The sequence below is a fragment of the Salinisphaera orenii subsp. orenii MK-B5 genome, from assembly GCF_003788635.1.
GTDB classification, from domain to species: domain Bacteria; phylum Pseudomonadota; class Gammaproteobacteria; order Nevskiales; family Salinisphaeraceae; genus Salinisphaera; species Salinisphaera orenii.
Window position 1 is genome coordinate 1 of sequence record NZ_AYKH01000008.1, and the last position, 20527, is coordinate 20527.

General features: G+C 68.8%; 17 protein-coding genes. 9 read left to right on the forward strand and 8 right to left on the reverse strand.

Translation table 11 applies throughout. From position 1 onward, the window contains the following. The 7 genes from SAOR_RS05215 to SAOR_RS05245 form a co-directional block, all read right to left on the reverse strand. Positions 1-498 (reverse strand): M20 family metallopeptidase (locus SAOR_RS05215; protein ID WP_123630518.1); only part of this gene is annotated, 498 nt, incomplete at its 3' end. After that, entirely contained in the window at positions 498-2540 is a 2043-nt protein-coding gene (locus SAOR_RS05220; RefSeq protein ID WP_123630519.1) for a CocE/NonD family hydrolase, read from the reverse strand. The genes SAOR_RS05215 and SAOR_RS05220, both read right to left, overlap by 1 nt. Continuing rightward, a complete protein-coding gene (locus SAOR_RS05225; protein WP_123630520.1) occupies positions 2537-3841 on the reverse strand; it encodes an ATP-grasp domain-containing protein in 1305 nt (434 codons plus the stop codon). The genes SAOR_RS05220 and SAOR_RS05225 overlap by 4 nt, the downstream gene beginning before the upstream one ends. A gap of 96 nt (positions 3842-3937) precedes the next feature. Next, positions 3938-5122 (reverse strand): beta-aspartyl-peptidase, encoded by a 1185-nt coding sequence (iadA, locus tag SAOR_RS05230; RefSeq protein WP_123630521.1) that lies wholly within the window; start codon positions 5120-5122, stop codon positions 3938-3940. A 40-nt stretch (positions 5123-5162) separates the two neighbouring features. Further along, the gene (cphA, locus tag SAOR_RS05235) at positions 5163-7796 is read right to left on the reverse strand and encodes a cyanophycin synthetase (protein WP_123630522.1); all 2634 of its coding nucleotides are present in this window, start codon (positions 7794-7796) and stop codon (positions 5163-5165) included. Further along, the gene (locus SAOR_RS05240; protein ID WP_123630523.1) at positions 7793-8647 is read right to left on the reverse strand and encodes a cyanophycinase; all 855 of its coding nucleotides are present in this window, start codon (positions 8645-8647) and stop codon (positions 7793-7795) included. Before SAOR_RS05240 ends, cphA begins: the two co-directional genes overlap by 4 nt. Positions 8648-8990: 343 nt before the next feature. After that, positions 8991-9854 carry a YicC/YloC family endoribonuclease gene (locus SAOR_RS05245; protein ID WP_123630524.1) on the reverse strand — a complete coding sequence of 288 codons (864 nt, stop codon included), beginning with the start codon at positions 9852-9854 and terminating at the stop codon, positions 8991-8993. 130 nt (positions 9855-9984) lie between these two features. Between SAOR_RS05245 and rph the strand changes: the two genes are divergently transcribed. The 9 genes from rph to SAOR_RS05290 all read left to right on the forward strand — a co-directional run bounded on the left by rph (position 9985) and on the right by SAOR_RS05290 (position 18980). Beyond that, positions 9985-10710 carry a ribonuclease PH gene (gene rph / locus SAOR_RS05250; protein WP_123590993.1) on the forward strand — a complete coding sequence of 242 codons (726 nt, stop codon included), beginning with the start codon at positions 9985-9987 and terminating at the stop codon, positions 10708-10710. A gap of 1 nt (position 10711) precedes the next feature. Further along, positions 10712-11320 (forward strand): RdgB/HAM1 family non-canonical purine NTP pyrophosphatase, encoded by a 609-nt coding sequence (rdgB, locus tag SAOR_RS05255; RefSeq protein ID WP_123630525.1) that lies wholly within the window; start codon positions 10712-10714, stop codon positions 11318-11320. A gap of 28 nt (positions 11321-11348) precedes the next feature. Continuing rightward, positions 11349-12494, forward strand: a complete 1146-nt coding sequence (gene hemW / locus SAOR_RS05260) for a radical SAM family heme chaperone HemW (RefSeq protein WP_123630589.1) — start codon at positions 11349-11351, stop codon at positions 12492-12494. Continuing rightward, positions 12494-12682 carry a CPXCG motif-containing cysteine-rich protein gene (locus SAOR_RS05265; RefSeq protein ID WP_123630526.1) on the forward strand — a complete coding sequence of 63 codons (189 nt, stop codon included), beginning with the start codon at positions 12494-12496 and terminating at the stop codon, positions 12680-12682. Before hemW ends, SAOR_RS05265 begins: the two co-directional genes overlap by 1 nt. Positions 12683-12802: 120 nt before the next feature. Beyond that, positions 12803-14074 carry a malic enzyme-like NAD(P)-binding protein gene (locus tag SAOR_RS05270; protein WP_123630527.1) on the forward strand — a complete coding sequence of 424 codons (1272 nt, stop codon included), beginning with the start codon at positions 12803-12805 and terminating at the stop codon, positions 14072-14074. Between the two features lie 34 nt (positions 14075-14108). Beyond that, positions 14109-15404, forward strand: coding sequence for a citrate synthase (locus tag SAOR_RS05275; RefSeq protein ID WP_123590991.1), 1296 nt, complete (start codon positions 14109-14111; stop codon positions 15402-15404). Between the two features lie 76 nt (positions 15405-15480). Further along, the gene (locus SAOR_RS05280) at positions 15481-16740 is read left to right on the forward strand and encodes a paraquat-inducible protein A (RefSeq protein ID WP_123630528.1); all 1260 of its coding nucleotides are present in this window, start codon (positions 15481-15483) and stop codon (positions 16738-16740) included. Continuing rightward, positions 16741-18381, forward strand: a complete 1641-nt coding sequence (gene pqiB / locus SAOR_RS05285; protein ID WP_123630529.1) for an intermembrane transport protein PqiB — start codon at positions 16741-16743, stop codon at positions 18379-18381. Beyond that, complete coding sequence (locus SAOR_RS05290; RefSeq protein WP_123590912.1) at positions 18378-18980, forward strand: PqiC family protein; 603 nt, start codon at positions 18378-18380, stop codon at positions 18978-18980. Before pqiB ends, SAOR_RS05290 begins: the two co-directional genes overlap by 4 nt. Before the next feature lie 85 nt (positions 18981-19065). Here SAOR_RS05290 and rho read toward each other — a convergent pair whose 3' ends face one another. After that, on the reverse strand, positions 19066-20322 hold the full coding sequence (rho, locus tag SAOR_RS05295) for a transcription termination factor Rho (protein ID WP_123590990.1): 1257 nt from the start codon (positions 20320-20322) through the stop codon (positions 19066-19068). Between the last annotated feature and the right edge of the window lie 205 nt (positions 20323-20527).

Here is a 20527-nt window from a genome sequence, read left to right on the forward strand (position 1 = left end):
GCCGCTGTCCTCCTCCGCCGGAACGGCGACGAAGACCACCCGCCCCGGAAAATCCCGCGGGCCGCTGGCGAACGCCTCGAACGCCTCCAGCGCCGCGACCAGACCCGATTTCATGTCCGAGGCGCCGCGCCCGTAGAGGCGGTCGTCCTCGATCACGCCGGCGAAGGGATCGCGCGTCCACTGGCTGTAGTCGCCCGGTGGGACCACGTCCACATGCCCGGTGAGCAGGACAGTGGGCCCGGGCCGGGTCCCACGGATGGTGCCGGCGACCACCGGCACCCAGGCGCGCTCGATCTCGTGCCCGGGGTAATCCGGGTCGACGACCAGCTTGCCGATGCCGTCATACCAGTAGTCGACCTCGGCGTTGCAGGCGCTCAGCCAGTCGGCGATGCGGCGTATGGCGGCCTCTTCGTCGCCGGTCACCGACGGAATGCGCACCAGGTCCACCAGCCGCTCCCGCAGCCGCTGGCCGTCGATGAGTGTCGTGCGATCGTCCATCAGACGTGATGCCGGGGCACGCTGATGTTCCATTCGTCGTGGTAGACGGGCTCGCCGTCCTCCTCGGCCATCAGCGTTGCACGGATATAGAAATAGTCGGCGTCGACCCGCATATGTGTCTCGGTATGGGTGCGCACGCGCCAGCCCTCGCGGTGGAAACCCAGCGTCCAGCGGGCCTCGCCCTCGGCGGAGAGCACGTCGTCGCCGACCGCGGTGTAGCGCTCGGTGCCGCGCTGCTCGATCTGCGTGTCGGTGTTCTCCAGACGGTAGACGCCCTCGGCGTCGGTCACGTCGAGGCTGAAACGCCCGCTGCCCAGGTCGTGCACGATCTGCCAGTCGTTGGCGCCGGGTTCGATCACGGTGTTCGGCGTCGGCATCGATCCCGTCGGCCGGGCCAGCTCGGGCAGGCGGCGATCGGCGTCGTTCGGTGGCCGCACCGGCAGGCGCAGCAGACTCGCCGACGGCCAGACGGTGAGTGTCACCGGCTCCGGCGACGGCCAGACCAGCGGCCAGTAGGAGGACGACAGCGACAGCCGCAGCCGATGGCCGGCCGGAAAATGCTGGCCGATATCGTTGAGCGCGAGCCGGATGCGATAGCGCTCGCCCGGCACCATCGGTTCGGGATTCTCGTGGCTGTCGCGATGGGTGAGGTTGAGCACGCCGTAGGTCACGCGCGTGACGCTGCCGTCGGGCCGTACGTCGTTGAGGCGCGCGGCGATCATGGCCAGCGGCCGGTCCACCGCGAGCTCGAGCTCGACCACCACCGCCCCCAGAATCTCCAGTGATTCGGCGAGCGGCGCCGTATCGAAGACCAGCGAGCCGGCATCGTCGTCGCGCTGGTCCCCGGCCAGATCCGGACCGTTGGCGTAGGAACACCACTTGCCGGCCATCAGGCCGGTCTTGAGCGGCGAACAGATACTGCGCGGCGCCGATGCGTCGGTCGGGGCGTCGGTCGCGTCAGGGTCCACGGCATCAACCAGCGTCCCGTCGCCCAAAGCGAATCGGCGCTCGATGATATGCGCCGACGGCCAGCCGGCCTCGCCGACCCAGCGGCCCGGGCGCACCTCGTAGCTGCGCGCGGGGGCGATGCTGTCGAGCATCCACGCGCGCAGCGCCGGCTCGTCCATTACGCCGGTGTCCTCGCCCTTGAGCCAGTGATCCCACCAGCGCAGCGACTCCTGCAGAAAACCGATGGCGGGTCCGGCCTTGCCGAGGTGCGGGTAGCGATGGCTCCACGGGCCGACCAGGCCCTTGCAGGGCGCCTCGAGCCGCGCCAGCAGCCGGAACACGGCGTTCGAATAGCCGTCCGCCCAGCCGCTGACCGCGAATACGGGGCATTGGACACGCGAGAAGTCCTCGCACACCGAGCCGTGTTTCCAGTAGGGGTCGCGGTGCTGGTGCCGGGTCCACTGATCCAGCCAGAGCCCGCTGCCCTTGAGCCGGTCGAGCCACATGGCCCGCCAATTGTCGCCGACCACGGCCGGGTCCGGTGGGCTGGCGTTGCCGGCGAACATCACCGACGCCCAGGACAGATTGTCGAGCAGCATGCAGCCGCCCATGTAGTGGACGTCGTCGGCGTAGCGGTCGTCGGTCGAGCAGACCGTGATCACGGCCTTGAGCGCCTCCGGCTGCAGGGCGGCGATCTGCAGGCCGTTGAAGCCGCCCCAGGAGATGCCGATCATGCCGACATTGCCGTCACACCATGGCTGGGCGGCCAGCCAGTCGATGATGCGCACGCCGTCCTCGAGCTCCTGACTGGTGTACTCGTCGGTGAGCACGCCCTCGGAGTCGCCGCTGCCGCGGATGTCGACGCGGATCGAAGCATAGCCGTGGCCGGCGAAATACGGATGATTCAGATCGTCCCGGGCGCGGGTGTGATCGCTCTTGCGGTACGGGATGTATTCCAGGATCGCCGGCACCGGCTCGGATTCCGCATCTTCGGGCATCCAGATCCGGGCGGCCAGCCGCACGCCGTCGGCCATCGTGATCCAGACGCCGTCGACCTCGCGCACCGGGTTGGGAAAGATCCGCACGCGTCTCATGGCTGGGTGTCCTCGTTGGCGACGGGGCGGATGTCGAAGTTCAGCGTCCGCCGGCACAGGCGATAGTGTTCACGCAGCATCTGCGGATCGTCGCCGCCGAGATAGAGCAGCGCCAGCGCATAGCTGTAGGTTTCCTGATGGGTGAGCGCCGACAGGCGGGTGCCGGCTTCCACATGCGGTTCGAAGATCATACCCGGAACCGAGGCCGCCAGCGCCTGGATCTCGGCGGCCTCCGGCACCCGCCCGACCACGCCGTCGCGATAGTGGCGCAGAAAACAGCAGGCGGCATGGGCGAACTCGCCCTGGCCGTGCACGAACCGCGGCGCTCGCCCGAGGGCCACGTCCACCACCACCTCGTGATTGGATACCCCGTCGACCTTCTCGAACAGGTCGCTGTGGTGCTGGGCGATCCGTGTGTTGATCTCCAGCAGCCAGACCCGGTCGGCCGACGCGTCCCAGAAGAACTCGATGTTGAACGCCGACTGATCGAACTCGATATGCGCCAGCACGGTGCGCGCGATCGCCTCCATGCGCCGGATCACGGCCAGTGGCAGACGCGACGGATACTGGTAACGCAGAAACGTCGGCCGGTCGCGCGCGCGGATGGAGTCGATGACGCCGTGGAAATGCACCGCGCCGTCGAACACATAGCCTTCGAGCGTGCACTGGCGGCCGCCGATCAGCGATTCGGCGATACAGTAATGCCCGCCGACGTCGGCCACCGCCGGCGGCAGGGTGGCATGGGCCAGGATGTGGTCGAACGGCTCGGCGAAGATGCCGATGTGCTCGCGAATCGTGGCGAGCGCGTGATCGAAGGCCGCGCGGTCGTCCACCCGGAATCCCAGGAACGAGCCGGCCGATTTCACCGGCTTGATCCAGAACGGATAATCCAGCGTCAGCGCGCCGGCGGGATCGTCGCCGAACGGGTCCACCAGCTCGAAGGCCGGAACATGCTCGGCCACCACCTCGCGCTGTACCAGACGGCTCCAGTACTTGTGCTCGCAGCGCAGCAGGCTTTCCAGCGTTGGCGCGCGCAGGCCGAAGCGACGGGCGATGATCGGAATCATCGTGCTGACCGGGAAATCCACATAGCCGATCACGGCATGCGGCGGCCCGTCATGCGCCTCGATCTGCGCCACGGCGCGCTCGAGCATGTCGGCGATCGGAAAATAATCCGCCTCCATGATCTCGGCGGGATCCAGCAGGCCGATGAAGCGGCACTCCGACGCGGCGCTCGTGTTTTCGAGCTTGCGCCGATTGAACATGTCCAGACCCAATACGAACACATTGTGCTGTGTCATCCGGCGGCTCCATGGGCCGCGGTGCGCGGCACAAGATTCGAGAAACGAGTGGTTGCGGCCTGCCCGCGCCGCTCGCGTGTTGTCATCCCCTGCAGCTCATGCCGGCCGCGCCGCACGCCGCTCCGGGTCGATACGACGCCCGGCCACGAACGTATGCCGCGGCTGCAGCTCGTCGTCGAGCAGGGCGATATCGGCGTCGAAACCCGCGGCGAGGCGCCCCTTTCGCGCCTCGAGGCCGAGCACGCGCGCGACGTGGCCCGATATCAGCCCCAGCGCCTGTTCCATCGGCAGCACCGACTCGCGCACCAGCCGCTGCCAGTCCGACAGCAGCGCGGTGTTGCCGGCGATGCGCATGCCTGCGTAGTGCCCTTCGCCGTCGAAGACGGGCAGGCTGCCGTTGCAGTCCGAACTCATGGTGATCCGGTCCGCCGGCACGCCCCGCGCGAGCAGGCGCGACACGGCGTTGAAGGCGGAGAATTCGTGCTCGCCCGGACAATCGTCGAATGCGGTCACGTCCACGGTCGCGCCGAATTCCAGCGAGAACGCGGCCGCCTCCTCGAGCAGCGCGTGGCGCCGATTGACGTGGGTCGGGATCACCTGATCCGCAGGAATCTCCGTGTCCCGCAGCAGCCGCCGCAGCGGTTCGAGTCCGCGCGCGCCGTCGCCGAGATGGAAATGACAGATGCCGCGCTTGCCCGCGAGCATCGCCCCGACCCGTACTTCCGAGACCAGCCGCGCGATTTCGTGGGCCTGCGGCTGGCTGGAGCGATGGTCCGAGATCGCGATCTCGCCGAGACCGATCACCTCGGGTATCCAGGCCAGATCCCGCTGGAGATCGCCGGTCAGCGTCGGCGGCGGCACCCGGTAGGCGCCGGTGTACATATAGGCCGCGATGCCCTCGGCGCGCAGGCCGCGCACCTTGGCGAGCACGTCCGCGGGCGAGCGGCTGACACTGTCCGTACCCAGCACGCCGACCACCGTGCCGATGCCCATGGCGGCGATATCGGCGGCCTCGATCTCCGAACAGCGCGTGCCGCAGCCGCCCTCGCCGCCGCCGCCGGTGACGTGCACGTGCTGATCGATGAAGGCCGGCACCGCGGTCAGGTCGCCGTATTCCAGCACTTTCATGGGCCAGCCGGCCGGGATCGCGAGATCACGCCCCAGCGCCGCGATCCGGCCGTCCGCGATCAGGATATCGGTCGCCGCCAGCGGCTCGGGCGCGTGGATCCGCCCCACCCGCAGCAGCGTGATCAACGCCTCATCGCCCGGCCCTCCCGTCATAGAAGGGGCCCGCCGGGTGGAAAGATCGGCTGCGTCATCATCACGCACCGGGCGCCGGCGCGGCGCGGGCACCGCGCGCCCTGAGCTGTGCGATGGCCGCGTCGACGTCATCCACCAGCAGCACGAGCAGATCCTCCGCGTCCGCGGCCTCGAGGGCGCGACCGACCGCCTCGTGTTCGTCCAGAACCACCTCGATCCGGCAGGCGCCGCCCGCGGCCTCGGCGCCACGGCGCATCAGCTCGGCGGCCTCGCCGAACGGCCGGCCGCGCGGCTGTGTCTCGCAGATGTAGACCACGCCGTACATGCGCGCGAGCTGACCGCCGAGCGCTTCGATGTCCTCGTTCCGGCGATTGCCGGGCGCGCTGGCGACACACAGATTGCGCGCGGCACCGAAACTGCCCAGCAGCTCGTCCAGCGCTTCGAGCGCGGGCACGTTGTGGCCGTAGTCGATGAGCACCCGCAGGCCATCGACTTCGATGAGATTGGTGCGGCCGGGATTCTGCCCAAGGGTCGGATGAAAGGTCTGCAGGCCCATCTGCAGGTCGCCCGCGGTCAGGCCGAGCGCATGGCCGGCGGCGGCCGCCGCCAGGGCGTTGGCAATGTTGAAGCGCGCCCGGCCGCCGAAACTGATGGGAATATCCGCCACCGCGATGATGCGCGCCTCGACCTGGCCCTGGCGGAGCACCATGAAGCCCTCGTGCACCGTGAAGGCGGCGCCGTGTTCGCTGACATGTTCGCGCACCGGCACCGAATCCGGATCGAGGGTGAAGAACACGATCGCGCCGCGCGCCCACTCCCGGGCGGCGAGCACCCGCGGGTCGTCGGCGTTGAGCACCGCCGTGCCGCCGGCGCGCACGGCGTCGATCACCACGCTCTTGCAGCGGGCCAGTTCGTCGAGCGTGTGGATGTCGTGGTCGCCCAGGTGATCGCTGGCGATATTGAGCAGCACACCCACCTCGCATTCGTCGAAGCCCAGCCCGCGGCGCATGATGCCGCCGCGTGCCACCTCCAGCACCGCCTGCTCGACCGTGGGCTCGCGCAGCACGATGGCGGCCGCCTGGGGACCGCTGTAGTCGCCCTGCATGATCACGTGGTTGTCGATCTCGATCGCCCCGGTACAGGCGAGGCCGACCCGGCGCCCGGCCTGGCGCAGCAGATGCGCGATCAGGCGTACCGTCGTGGTCTTGCCGTTGGTGCCCGTCACGGCGGTGATGGGGACGCGCCCGTCGGCTCCGGCCGCGCCCTCGGCCGGGCCGAACAGCATGTCGACCACGTGCCGGCCGACATCGCGGCCCCGGCCGTGCGTGGGCGACAGGTGCATGCGAAAGCCCGGCCCTGCATTGACCTCGACCACCGCCGCGGACTGTTCGGCCAGCGGCAGGGTCAGCGTCTCGGCGAGCAGATCGATACCGATGATGTCGAGCCCGATCAGGCGCGCGATGCGTTCGGCGGCGTAGCGGACCTCCGGATGCACGTCGTCGGTGACGTCGGCCGCGGTGCCGCCGGTGCTCAGATTGGCGGTGGACTTCAGCCAGACGATCGCGTCCGCGGCGATCACGCTGTCGAGGCTGTGGCCCTGCTGGGCGATCAGCCGATGCGACTGCTCGTCGATATCGATGCGTGTCAGCAGGTTCTCGTGCCCGACGCCGCGCCGTGGATCGCGGTTCGCGGCATCGACGAGCGCCTGCAATGTCGACTCGCCGTCGCCGATCACATGTGCCGGGCGTCGTCGCGCCGCCGCCACCAGCTGGCCGTCGATCACGAGCAGGCGATGATCCTCGCCTCTGATGTGGTTCTCGACCACCACCGTGTCGTGGCGCAGCCGGGCCGCCTCGTAGGCCGCGTGCAGCGCCTCGTCGTCGCCCACGTCGGTACTCACGCCGCGGCCATGGTTGCCGACCATCGGCTTGACCGCGACCGGATAGCCGAGCGCGCGGGCGGCCTCGAGCGCCTGTTCGACACTGTCGCAGGTACGACCGTCGGGCACCGGGATCCCGGCGTCGCCCAGAATCTGCTTGGTCCAGTTCTTGTCGTCGGCGATGCCGTGGCCGATCAGGCTGGTATTGCCGGTCACCGTGGCCTGGATGCGCTGCTGGCGGTGCCCATGGCCCAGCTGCAGGTAGCTGTTCTCGTCGCTGGCGCGCGTACAGGGAATACCGCGACGCCGGGCCTCGTCGACGATGGCCGCGGTCGACGGCCCGAGCATGTGCGCGTCGCGCACCGCCTTCAGGCGTGACAGGACCGGCTCCAGGTCGATGTCCCGGCCGTCGAAAAGCCGCTCGGTCAGATCGACCGCCTCGACCCCGACCGCCAGTCCGCAGGCCTCGTCCCGATAGCGGTAGACGACGTTGTAGATGCCGGTCTCATAGGAATCGACGGTCTTGCCGTAGCCCACCGAAAAACCGATCAGATTCTGCAGCTCGATGGCCACGTGTTCGACCACGTGCCCCGCCCACGTCCCGCGCTGGAGGCGTTCGAGGAATCCGCCCGGCCGGCCGACCGAGCATCGATGCTCGGCCAGGCTCGGCATCAGCCGGCTCAGGTGATCGACGATACCGGGCACACAGTCACTCGGCCGCGCCTCGAGCGCGCCGATGTCCAGACGCATCAGCATGGCGGGGTAGCGGCTGTAGTAATTCGGTCCGCGCAGCGCCCGGTGTTCGAGTATCTTCACGACGACGCGCCGGGCTGCATGCGCGCCTCGACCTCCCGGGGTGACAGATAGCGGCGGGCGGCGACATCGAAGCCATGGCCGCTGATCAACGCATGCATGACCATGTTCTCCACCGCCACCGGCTCGCCGATCGCCAGCTCGGCGACGTTCGAGCGGGCCAGATCGCGGCTGTCGACGAGAATGACGTGCCCCGGCCCCGCCGCTTCGAGGATGCCATTCGGATGCACGATGACCGCCGCGTCCTCACCGAGCCCGACGCCCAGATCCTCGGGATTGGTCGCGCCGACCTCCATCAGGCGGGTGAACCGGCCGCGCTCGAGAAAATGGGTGTCGACGATCAGTCCGTCGACGAAACCGAGCCCCGAACTCATGTTGACGCCGCCCTTGCGCAGCGCGTCCGATGCGTTGCCGTTGTAGATCATGGTGGTGCACAGGGCCATGGCGCCGGCACTGGTGCCGGCGATCACCGCGCCGCTCCGCAGCCGCTGCCGGATCGCGATCAGCAGGGGTGAACCGCCGAGCATATGGGTCAGCCGAAGCTGGTCGCCGCCGGTGAAGAACACGATGTCGCTGCGCTCGATCGCGCGCAAGGTCTCCGCACAGGCGGCCTCCTCGCGCGTGCTCACCGGCAGCGAGTGCACGCAGCGCGCCCCCAGTTGACTGAACACGGACTCGTAGGCCGCGAGGACCTGCTCCGGAATCCCGCTGGCGGTGGCGATCACGGCGACTTCCGGATGCGGTGCCGACGCCAGCGACACCACTCGCGACAAGACCACCCGCTCGGAGGTCTTGTCTTCGGCGCCGCCTATGGCGACCAGGGTGCCGCGGGTGCGGGAAGCGACAGATGGCATGGGCGTTCTCGTCGCGTAAGCGACACCTCCCGGCGGGTGAACTCATGCGACGAACACCGCAGCGCGGTGGCCCGTACGCAAGCCATACCGTCCGGATGGCCCGCCTGCATCAAGAGTACTCGCGACGCCCGCAACAAGCCAGCAAAAGCGCGCAACGCCGATCGCGTCGCCCGGGGAGCCGCCGCCAGACAAACGTCGCGGATTGCTCGATCGGCCGATCGCCCGGCGACCGACCCGCGGCTCCGGCGACGACTCTTGCTACTGCCGGTCGGCCCGACCCGTCACCCGCCGGCTCGGGCGCGCTCCCGTCGCTGCGAATCGCGCGAGTCGGCGCGGGCGGCGGTCACTCGATGTTCTGGACCTGCTCTCGCATCTGCTCGATGAGCACCTTCATCTCGACCGCATGCTCGGTCAGTTCCGCATCCTGGGATTTGGAGCCGAGCGTGTTGGCCTCGCGATTGAATTCCTGCATCAGGAAGTCGAGCCGCCGGCCGATGGGCTCGTCGCGGGAGAGCGCGTCCTCGAGCGCGGCCACGTGGCTGTGCAGACGATCGAGCTCCTCGGCCACGTCCATGCGCTGAGCGGTGAACACGATCTCCTGCTCGAGCCGCGAGGGGTCGGCCTCGACGTCGAGCTCGGCCAGCCGTGCCTTGAGCTTGTCCGCCCAGGCGGTCTTGACGACCGGCAGCCGGGCGGCGGCGGCCTCGGCGCGCTCGCCGATGGTCGCGGCGCGCTCGCGCAGCATGGCCTCCATGCGCGCGCCCTCCTCGGCTCGCGCGGCGTTGAGTTGCTCGAGCCCCTGGCCGAGCGCCGCCAGGGCATCGCGCTGCAGGGCCTCGGTATCGGGCTCGGTCTCGCGCTGAACGCCCTGGAAGGTCAGCAGACGCAGCGCATCCGGCGCCTGACAGTCGATGACCCGCGCGCGGATCTCCGAAAGCGCCTCGCTGACCGCGTCCAGGCGCGCGTAGTCGATCTCGACCGCACGGCTGGCTTCGGCCGGCGCGAACCGCGCACCGACCTCGACCTTGCCGCGCGACAGATGCCGGCCGACGGCCTCGCGGATCGCCGGCTCCAGAAATCGGAGCGCTTCGGGCAGGCGCAGATGGATGTCGAGATAACGATGATTGACGCTACGCAACTCCCAGACGAGCTCGCCCCACGTGCCCTGGCTCTGGCTGCGCGCGAATCCGGTCATGCTGCGGGTCATGAAAGCCTGCATCGGGTTGGCGGTACGCTGGCCGGGCAGTATCGCACAGCTGCCGGGGCCGGGCCGACCGCCGGCGCTGTTACACTCTTGCGCCCCTACACCGGGCTCCCGTCGACCCAAGCGAGGCCAGATCTTGACCACCCGACCGAGCGGGCGCGCGCCCGACGAACTCCGCAGCCTGCACTTCGAGCGCCAGTTCACCAAGCATGCCGCCGGCTCGGTACTGGTGAGTTTCGGTGACACCCGCGTGCTCTGCACGGCCAGCGTCGAGGAACGCGTGCCGCCGTGGCTGCGCGGCGCCGACCAGGGCTGGCTCACCGCCGAGTACGGCATGCTCCCCGGCGCCACCCACACGCGCGGCGCGCGCGAGGCCGCGCGCGGCAAGCAGAGCGGCCGCACCGTCGAGATCCAGCGCCTGATCGGCCGCAGCCTGCGTGCGGTCATGGACATGCACGCGCTGGCTGGACGCACCGTGACCATCGACTGCGACGTGCTCCAGGCCGACGGCGGCACCCGCACGGCGGCGATCACCGGCGGCTACGTGGCCCTGGCCGACGCCATGGACACCCTGGTCCAGCGCGGCAAACTCAAGAGCAGCCCCATGCACGGCCAGATCGCGGCCGTGTCGGTGGGCATCTACGACGGCACGCCGGTGCTGGATCTGGACTACGCCGAGGACTCGCAGGCCGAGACCGACATGAACGTGGTCATGAACGAGGCCGGCGGCTTCGTCGAGATCCAGGGCACGGCCGAAGGCCACGCCTTCCAGCGCGAGGAGCTCGACGCCCTGCTCGGCCACGCCGAGAAGGGCATCGGCGAACTGCTCGCCGCGCAGCGCGGCGCCCGCGGGGAATAGCATGAACGGCCTGCCCCGGCGCTGGGTGCTGGCCTCCGGCAACGCCGGCAAGCTGGCGGAGATGCGCGCGCTGCTGGACGGCCTCGGCATCGACCTGAGCGCCCAGAGCGAATTCGACGTGGCCGACGCCGAGGAGACCGGCATCGGCTTCGTCGACAACGCCCTGATCAAGGCGCGCCACGCCGCCGCGCACACCGGGCTGGCCGCGATCGCCGACGATTCCGGCCTGGCCGTGGATGCGCTGGACGGCGCCCCCGGGGTGCGCTCGGCCCGCTACGCCGGCGTCCACGGCGATGATGCGGCCAACAACGCCAAACTGGTCTCCGCGCTCGGCGACATACCCGCGGCCGAGCGCGGCGCGGCCTTTCACTGCTGCCTGGTGGCCACCCGCAGCGCCCACGACCCGGTGCCGATCATCGCCCACGGCGTCTGGCGCGGCCGGGTGCTCACCGAGCCGCGCGGCGACCACGGTTTCGGCTACGATCCGTTGTTCTGGGTCGAATCCGAGAACGCGAGTGCAGCCGAGATGAGCGCCGAGCACAAGAACCGCGTCAGTCATCGCGCCCGCGCGATGCACGAACTCATTGAGCGCCTGCGTGCAGGCGGCTGAAGCCGATCCCGCGCGGACCACACCGCGCGTGCACGCCGCCGACGTCCCGCTGTCGGTCTATGTGCATCTCCCGTGGTGCGTGAAGAAATGCCCCTACTGCGATTTCAACTCGCACCGGGCGCCGGGGCAGCTGCCCGAACAGGCCTATGTCGACGCCCTGCTGGCCGACTGGCGAATGGCGGCGGCCGGGGTCAGGCGCCCGATCGAAAGCGTGTTCTTCGGCGGGGGGACGCCGAGTCTGTTCTCGGCCGCGTCGATCGCGCGCATCCTCGCGGCCATCGACGGGATCACGCCGCTGGCCGGCGACTGCGAGATCACGCTCGAGGCCAATCCCGGCACCACCGAGCGCGGCCGCTTCGCCGACCTGCGCGCGGCCGGCGTCAACCGGCTCTCGCTCGGCGTGCAGAGCCTGGACGACGACTGTCTCGCCGCGCTCGGACGCATCCATGATGCCGCCGACGCCGAGGCGGCGATCGCGGATGCCCGCGCCGCCGGCTTCGAGCGTCTGAACTGCGACCTCATGTTCGGTCTGCCGCAGCAGACGCGGGCCGGCGGCATCGCCGATCTCGAGCGCCTGATCGCGCTGGACCCGGGCCATATCTCCTACTACCAGCTCACGCTGGAACCGAACACGCCCTTCTTCCGCAGGCCGCCCGCCCTGCCCGACGACGACACCGTGGCCGACATCTTCGAGGCCGGGGCGGCGCGGCTCGAGGCCGCGGGCTTCACCCAGTACGAAGTCTCGGCCTGGACCCGGCCGGGCGTGGCCTGTCGGCACAACGACAACTACTGGCGTTTCGGCGACTACATCGGCATCGGGGCCGGCGCCCACGGCAAGCTCAGCGGCGACGACGGCGCGATCCGGCGCAGCGCGCGCCTGCGCTGGCCCACCGGCTACATGAGCGTGGCCGGCACGCCCGCCGCCCTGGCCGAGCAGCGCACGCCCGACGCCGAGACGCTGCGCTTCGAGTGTCTGCTCAACGCCCTGCGCCGGCGCGACGGGCTCGCCCGCCGCGACTACGAGACACGCACTGGCCTGGCTTGGGCAGCGCTGCTCGACCACGTCGCGCGGCCGCTCGCCGCAGGCCTGCTCGTGGCAGACGGCCACGGCCTGCAGGCCAGCGAACGCGGCTGGCACTACCTCGACGACATCCTCGCCGAGCTCGTGCCCTGATGCTGGAGGAGGCCACCGTGACCTGTCCGTACTGCGGCGAGGCGATCACCGTGCTGATCGACTGCAGCGCCGGCGACCAGCGCTACGTCGAGGACTGTTTCGTCTGCTGCCAGCCGATCGAACTGACCGTCGCGGTGACCGCCGACGGCGAACTCGTCGGCATCGACGCCCAGCCGGAGAATGCGTGATCGCGCCCGCGATCGCTGGTCGCGGCGCCGGCCCGACGGTATACTTGGCGATTCGTTTACCGTGACTTCGCCGAACTCATCGAGCCGCGCGAACGTCCGAGGCCGGATCCGACAGACTGCATGACCGAGTATTCCCGCAAACAGGAAGCGCTGGATTATCACGCCAAGCCCAAGCCGGGGAAACTGGCGATATCGGTCACCAAGCCATTCACGACCTACGGCGAGCTGTCTCTGGCCTACACGCCCGGCGTGGCCGAACCGGTCAAGGCGATCCGGGACGATCCCGAGGACGCCTACCGCTACACCTCGAAGGGCAATCTGGTGGCCGTGATCTCCAACGGCACCGCCGTGCTCGGGCTCGGCGACACGGGCGCCCTGGCCAGCAAGCCGGTGATGGAGGGCAAGGCGGTCCTGTTCAAGAAGTTCGCGGACGTCAACGTCTTCGACATCGAGGTGGACGCCGACGATCCGGCCGATTTCATCGACACGGTCGAGCGCATCGCGCCGACCTTCGGCGGCATCAACCTGGAAGACATCGCCGCGCCGCACTGCTTCGAGATCGAGGCCGCGCTCATCGAACGCCTGGACATTCCGGTCTTTCACGACGACCAGCACGGCACCGCGATCATCGTCGCCGCCGGTCTGATCAACGCCCTGGAACTGCAGGGCAAGACGCTCGCCGATGCGCGCATCGTGTGCATGGGCGCGGGCGCGGCCGGGGTCGCCTCGATGAAGCTGCTGCTGGAGATGGGCGCGCAGCTGGACAACGTCTTCATGTGCGACCGCCGCGGCGTGATCCATGCCGATCGCGACGATCTGTCCGAACACAAGGCCCAGTTCGCCACCAAGACCGATCTGCGCAGCGTCGACGACGCGATCGCGCAGGCCGACGTGTTCATCGGCCTGTCGGGGCCGGACACGGTCTCCAAGGAACAGATCGCGACCATGCCGGCGCGGCCGATCGTCTTCGCGCTGTCCAACCCGACGCCCGAAATCTCCCCCGAGGACGCCCGCAGCGTGCGCGACGACCTCATCATGGCGACGGGCCGCAGCGACTACCCGAACCAGATCAACAACGTGCTGGGGTTTCCCTACATCTTCCGCGGCGCGCTGGATGTGCGCGCGCGCCGGATCAACATGGCGATGTGCGTGGCCGCGGCCCGCGCCATGGGCGAACTCGCCCGCCAGCCCGTACCCAACAGCGTGCTCGAGGCACACGAGCAGCGCGAGATGGCGTTCGGCCCGGACTACATCGTGCCGAGCCCGTTCGACCCGCGCCTGATCGACTACATCCCGCCGGCGGTGGCCCGCGCCGCCGTGGACACCGGGGTGGCACGCACCGAATACCCTTCGCATTATCCGCAGCCGGTGGTCGAAACCGATCGGGACTAGATCGACCCACTGTGGACAACACCGGGAGATGGAGATGACGACGCAAGCGTTCAAGCTGAGCAATCCGCAGGACGACACCACCACCGAACTGCCGCTGGTCGAGGGCACGCTCGGCACACCCGGCGTGGACGTGCGCGGTCTGGCCGGCAAGCAGGGCGTGTTCACCTACGATCCGGCGTTCACCGCCACCTGCAGCTGCCAGTCGGACATCACCTACATCGACGGCGAGAACGGGATGCTGATGTACCGGGGCTACTCGGTGCAGGAGCTGGCGGAGAAGTCGAGTTTCCTGGAGGTCTGCTACCTGCTGCTCAACGGCGAACTGCCGACCGCCTCGGAGATGGATCATTTCCGCCACGCGATCACGCATCACACGATGCTCAACGAGTCGCTGGTCAAGTTCTACGACGGCTTCCATTACGACGCCCACCCGATGGCCATACTCACCGGCATCGTGGGCTCGCTGTCGGCCTTCTATCACGACACCACCGACATCCGCGATCCGGATCATCGCGAGATCTTCGCGCATCGCATGATCGCGAAGATGCCCACGATCGCGGCGGCCGCCTACAAGCACTCGATCGGCCAGCCCAAGATCGGGCCGAAGAACCATCTCGACTACGCCTCGAACTTCCTGCGCATGTGCTTCGCCGTGCCGGCCGAGGAGTACGAGGTCGACCCGGTCGCGGCCAAGGCGCTGGACGTGCTGTTCATCCTGCATGCCGACCACGAGCAGAACGCCTCGACCTCCACGGTGCGCATGGCCGGCTCCACCGGCGCCAACCCCTATGCCGCCCTGTCGACCGGCATCGCCGCACTCTGGGGCCCGGCCCACGGCGGCGCCAACGAGGCGGTGCTGAACATGCTCAACGAGATCGGCGACGCCTCGCAGGTGCCGAAGTATCTCGAGAAGGCCAAGGACAAGAACGATCCCTTCCGGCTGATGGGCTTCGGGCACCGCGTCTACAAGAACTTCGACCCGCGCGCCACGGTCATCCGCGGCTACTGTCACGAGGTGCTCGAGCACTACGGCATGCAGAACGACCGGCTCTTCGAGCTGGCCCTCGAGCTCGAGCGCATCGCCCTGGAGGACGACTACTTCGTCGAGCGCAAGCTCTACCCGAACGTGGATTTCTATTCCGGCATCATCTACCAGGCGCTGGGCATCCCGATCAACATGTTCACGCCGATGTTCGCGATCGCGCGCACGGTCGGCTGGGCCGCGCACTGGTCGGAGATGATGGCGGATCCGGGCATGCGCATCGCCCGCCCGCGTCAGGTCTACACCGGCTACAAGCTGCGCGACTACGTCAACATCGACAAGCGCTGATCGGCCGTAGGGGCGCGGTCACCGACCGTGCCCCGGCGATGCGTCGCCCCGCGGTGTGCATGCGTAGGCTGCGAGCATGAGCGATTTTTCGCGATCCGCATCGACGCGCCCGGCGCTGTGCCGCGAATGCGACCGGGTGATGCACCTGCCGGCACGGGCACCCGGCGAGGCCGCCCACTGCCCGCGCTGCCATCATCACGTGGCCGGCCCGGCCCAGCGGGACATGCAGCGTCCCATGGCCTGGGCGCTGGCCAGCCTCGTACTCCTGGGGCTGGTGTTCGCCTTCGATTTCCTGAGCTTCTCGACCCGCGGCGTCGGCCACACGATGTCGTTCGTCGACGCCGCCGGCGCCATGCTCGGCTACGACTATCCCAGCCTCGCCGCGATTCTCCTGGCCACGACGGTGCTCCTGCCCGGCGCCTATCTGGCGGCCCTGTTATATATCGCCGCCGCCGCGCAGTCCGGCGCGCGAGTCCCCGGCGCGCTCGTGCTCGCCCGCATGCTCCGGCCGATGGAGCCCTGGATGATGGCCGATGTCTTCATCGTCGGCGTGCTGGTCAGTCTGATCAAGGTGGTCTCGCTGGCCGAGATCGAGATCGGCGCCTCGTTCGTGGCCTTCTGTGGCTACGCGCTGTGTCTGCTGCGCACGCTCATGCTGATCGACTGGGTCACGCTGTGGGACGCGCTGGCGCCGGTGCCGCCCCTGGCGCCCGAGGTACGTGCCGGACGCAGCGGGCGCCGCCAGGGACTGGTCGTCTGCGCCGGCTGCGACGCCCCGTTTCACGACAATCCGCACCACCGCTGCCCGCGCTGCGGGCGGCGACACCTCAGCCACGGCGCCGACCGCCTGCAGCTGACCTGGGCCCTGATCGTCACCGCCGCGATCCTCTACATCCCGGCCAACGTCTATCCGATCATGGCGGTCACCACGCTCGGCAGCACCGACCCGCAGACGATCGTCGGCGGCGTGATCAGCCTGGCCGCGCACGGATCCTGGCCCATCGCGCTGGTGATCTTCGTGGCGAGCATCGTGGTGCCGATCAGCAAGATCGCGGCTCTGGCCTGGCTGTGTCGAATCGCCGGCCGCGGCGGGCATGCCGATTCGCGCAGCCAGATGCGCCTGTATCGTCTGACCGAGAAGATCGGCCGCTGGTCGATGATCGACGTCTTCGTGGTGGCCGTGCTCGGCGCGCTGGTCCAGGCCGGTGCGCTCATGGCGATCCGCCCCGGCGCGGCCGCGCTCGCGTTCGCCGCGGTGGTGGTCGTGACCATGATCGCCGCGCTCACCTTCGACACCCGCGCGCTGTGGCGCGACGCACCCACCGGGGACCGCTGAATGGAACGCGAAGACACCGCCACCCTCCAACGCCGCCGGCGCCGGCCCTCGCCGGTCTGGCTGATCCCGCTGGGCGCGGCGCTCATCGGACTCTGGCTGCTCTACCAGAACATGATCTCGCGCGGGCCCGAGATCACGCTCGCCGTGGAGACGGCCGAGGGTCTGGAAGCCGGCAAGACCGCGATCAAGGTGCGCAGCGTCGAGGTCGGCCGTGTCGAGAGCGTGCGCCTGGCCGACGACTACGACGGCGCCATCGCCACCGTGCGGATGGACCCCGACACCGCCGACCTGCTGGTCGAGGACAGCCAGTTCTGGGTGGTCAAGCCGCGCGTCGGCCGCCAGGGCGTCAGCGGCCTCAACACGATTCTCTCGGGCGCCTACATCCGTCTGCGCCCGGGCAGCGACGAGACGTCGCGGCGCCGGTTCTCGGTGCTCACCAACCCGCCGGCGCGCTCGACCGACGAGCCGGGCGTGTCCGTGACCCTGACCAGCGAGACCGACAACTCGCTGGCCGTCGGCGACCCGATCATCTATCAGGGTCAGACCGTGGGCCAGATCGAGGCGGCGGATTTCATCGTCGACGACAGGCGCATGGAATACAGCGTATTCGTGCGCGAGCCGTTCGCGCGGCTCGTGACGGACAGCACCCAGTTCTGGCTGCGGTCCGGCATCGATTTCCATCTGGGATCGGACGGGATCGACGTCCAGACGGGCTCGCTTCAGAGCGTGCTCGCCGGCGGCGTGACCTTTGGCGAACCCGACGGAGTCGAAGCCGGCGAGACCGCCGACGACGGCGCGACGTACGCGCTGTATCCGACCCGCAACGCTGCCGTTCAGGAGCGTTTCGACGAACGGATCGAGTACGTCATGCTTCTGGATGACTCGGTGCGCGGGCTCGATCCCGGCGCACCCGTCGAGTATCGTGGCATCCGCGTGGGCACGGTGCGGGCCGTGCCCTTCTTCCGCTCGAACTTCGAGTTCGACGAGTTCACCGACTTCAAGATACCCGTCCTGATCGCGATCGAACCACAGCGCCTGGGCACCGGATGGATCGACTGGTCGCGCGACGAATGGCGCCGGAACATGCGTCGATTCTTCGACAACGGGCTGCGCGCTACGATCAAGTCCGGCAATCTGCTTACCGGCTCGATGTTCATCAACCTGCAGTTCGACGGCGGTGCGGGCGAATACGCCGCGGCCGAGATCGGCGACTATCCGGTGTTCCCGAGCGAACCCAGCAGCATCACCAACCTGCAGCAGCAGCTCTCGGGGCTGATGGACAAGCTCAACGGCCTCGACCTGCGGCCCGTGGCCAACGATATCAAGCAGACACTCGAGACCACGAGTGCGACCCTGGACGAGATGCATCGGGCCACACAGAACATCAACGCGCTGCTCGAAAAACCGGGCACACAGAATCTGCCGGGCGAGCTCCGGGGCGTGCTCGAGGATCTTCGCGACACGCTGCGCGGCTACCGGCAGGGCGCGCCGGCCTACGATGAGTTCAACCGCTCACTGAACCGGCTCAACCGCGTGCTCGACGACGTCGCGCCGCTCGCGCGCACGCTGCGCGACGATCCCAACGCTCTCATCTTCGGTCCACCCGACGCCGAGGACCCGATCCCGAAGGCCGCACGATGATTGCACCGATCCGAATCGCCGCCCTCTGTCTCGTGCTCGCCCTGGCCGGCTGCGCCACCGGCGCCGGCGGCGGCCCGGCGCTGTACATGCTCGACCACAGCACGCCGACACGCGCGGCGTCGCCGGCCGCCGGCCGCCCTGCGATAGTCGTCGAACCGGTGGACGTGGCGCCGTTTCTGGACGCCAGCGGCATCGTCTATCAGACCGCCGCCCACCGCGTGGTCCTGGCCAACGACAACCGCTGGGCCTCGCCGCTGAGCGCGCAGCTCACCGACGGCCTCTACGCGGGACTGGCCACCGAGCTCGACGGGGTATTCGTGCAGCGCGCTGGTCGCGGCGAACCGGATGCCGCGCTGCATCTGGGCACTCGGGTCGACGAATTCATGGGCCACTACGACGGGTCGGCCCATATCGCCGGGCAGTGGACGCTGACCGACGCCGCCGGCCGGCAGCTGGCGCAGGCACGTTTCGAGCGCCGTATACCGCTGTCAGAGGACGGCTACGAAGCGCTGGTGGCCAGCCTGTCCCGCGGCTGGCGACAGAGCGCGCAAGCGATCGCCGCCGAGATCGCGCCACGACTGGAAAACGACGCCGACTGATCGTCTCGGGGCCGTTCCGGGCGGGAGACGCACACGAAAAAGGCGGGCCGCGGCCCGCCTTAATGCGTCTGCAGCGCGGCGTCGATCAGCGCTTCATCGACTCGAAGAACTCGGCGTTGGTCTTGGTCTGCTTCATGCGGTCGATGAGCAGTTCCATCGCGGCCAGGTCGTCCATGCCGTGCAGCAGCTTGCGCAGAACCCACATGCGCTGGAGTTCCTCCGGCGGCACCAGTTTCTCCTCGCGGCGGGTGCCCGAGCGATTGACGTGGATGGCCGGATAGATGCGCTTCTCGGCGATCCGGCGATCCAGATGGAGCTCCATGTTGCCGGTGCCCTTGAACTCCTCGTAGATGACCTCGTCCATCTTGGAGCCGGTCTCGATCAGCGCGGTGGCCATGATCGTCAGGCTGCCGCCCTCCTCGACGTTGCGCGCGGCGCCGAAGAAGCGCTTGGGCTTCTGCAGGGCGTTGGCATCGACACCACCGGTCAGCACCTTGCCCGAGGACGGCGCCACGGTGTTGTAGGCGCGCGCCAGGCGCGTGATGGAGTCCAGCAGGATGACCACGTCCTTGCGGTGCTCGACCAGCCGCTTGGCCTTCTCGATGACCATATCCGCGACCTGCACGTGCCGCGAGGCCGGCTCGTCGAAAGTCGAGGACACGACCTCGCCGCGCACGCCGCGCTCCATCTCCGTGACTTCCTCGGGCCGCTCGTCGATGAGCAGCACGATGAGATGGCAGTCGGGGTGATTGTGCGCGATCGACTGCGCGATGTTCTGCATGATCATCGTCTTGCCGGCCTTGGGCGGCGAGACGATCAGACCGCGCTGGCCCTTGCCGAAGGGCGCGACCAGATCGATCGTGCGCGCGGTGATGTCCTCGGTGGACCCGTTGCCGAGCTCCATGTGCAGCCGTTCGGTCGGGAACAGCGGCGTGAGGTTCTCGAACAGGACCTTGCCCTTGGATTTCTCGGGCGGGTCCTCGTTGATGTCGTCGACCTTGAGCAGCGCGAAGTAGCGCTCGGATTCCTTCGGCGGCCGGATCCGGCCGCGGATGTTGTCGCCGGTGCGCAGCGCGAAGCGCCGGATCTGGCTGGGCGAGACATAGATGTCGTCGGGCCCGGCCATGTAGGAGGCCTCGTTCGAGCGCAGGAAACCGAAACCGTCGGACAGAATCTCGAGCACGCCGTCGCCGTAGATGCGTTCGCCGGACTTCGCATGCCCCTTGAGCATGGCGAAGATCAGATCCTGCTTGCGCATGCGGGAGATGTTCTCGAGCTCCATCTCCTGCGCCATTTCCATGAGCTCAGCGGCGGTCTTCTGCTTGAGCTCGGACAGATTCAGGATTGGGCCGTCCCCGGCAGCACCGGCATAGGCCTCGAACTCCGCCTCGTCGATATCCTCGTTCGGCGGATTGTTCGGCCCCTTGTTGCCGGAACCGCCGCGGCTGCGGTTGCCGTTGTTATTGCTGTTGTTGTTGTTCCGCGGCTTGTTGCCGCCGTTCGGATTCTTGCGGCGCCGACCGCGACGGTTGTTGCCACCGCCGTTG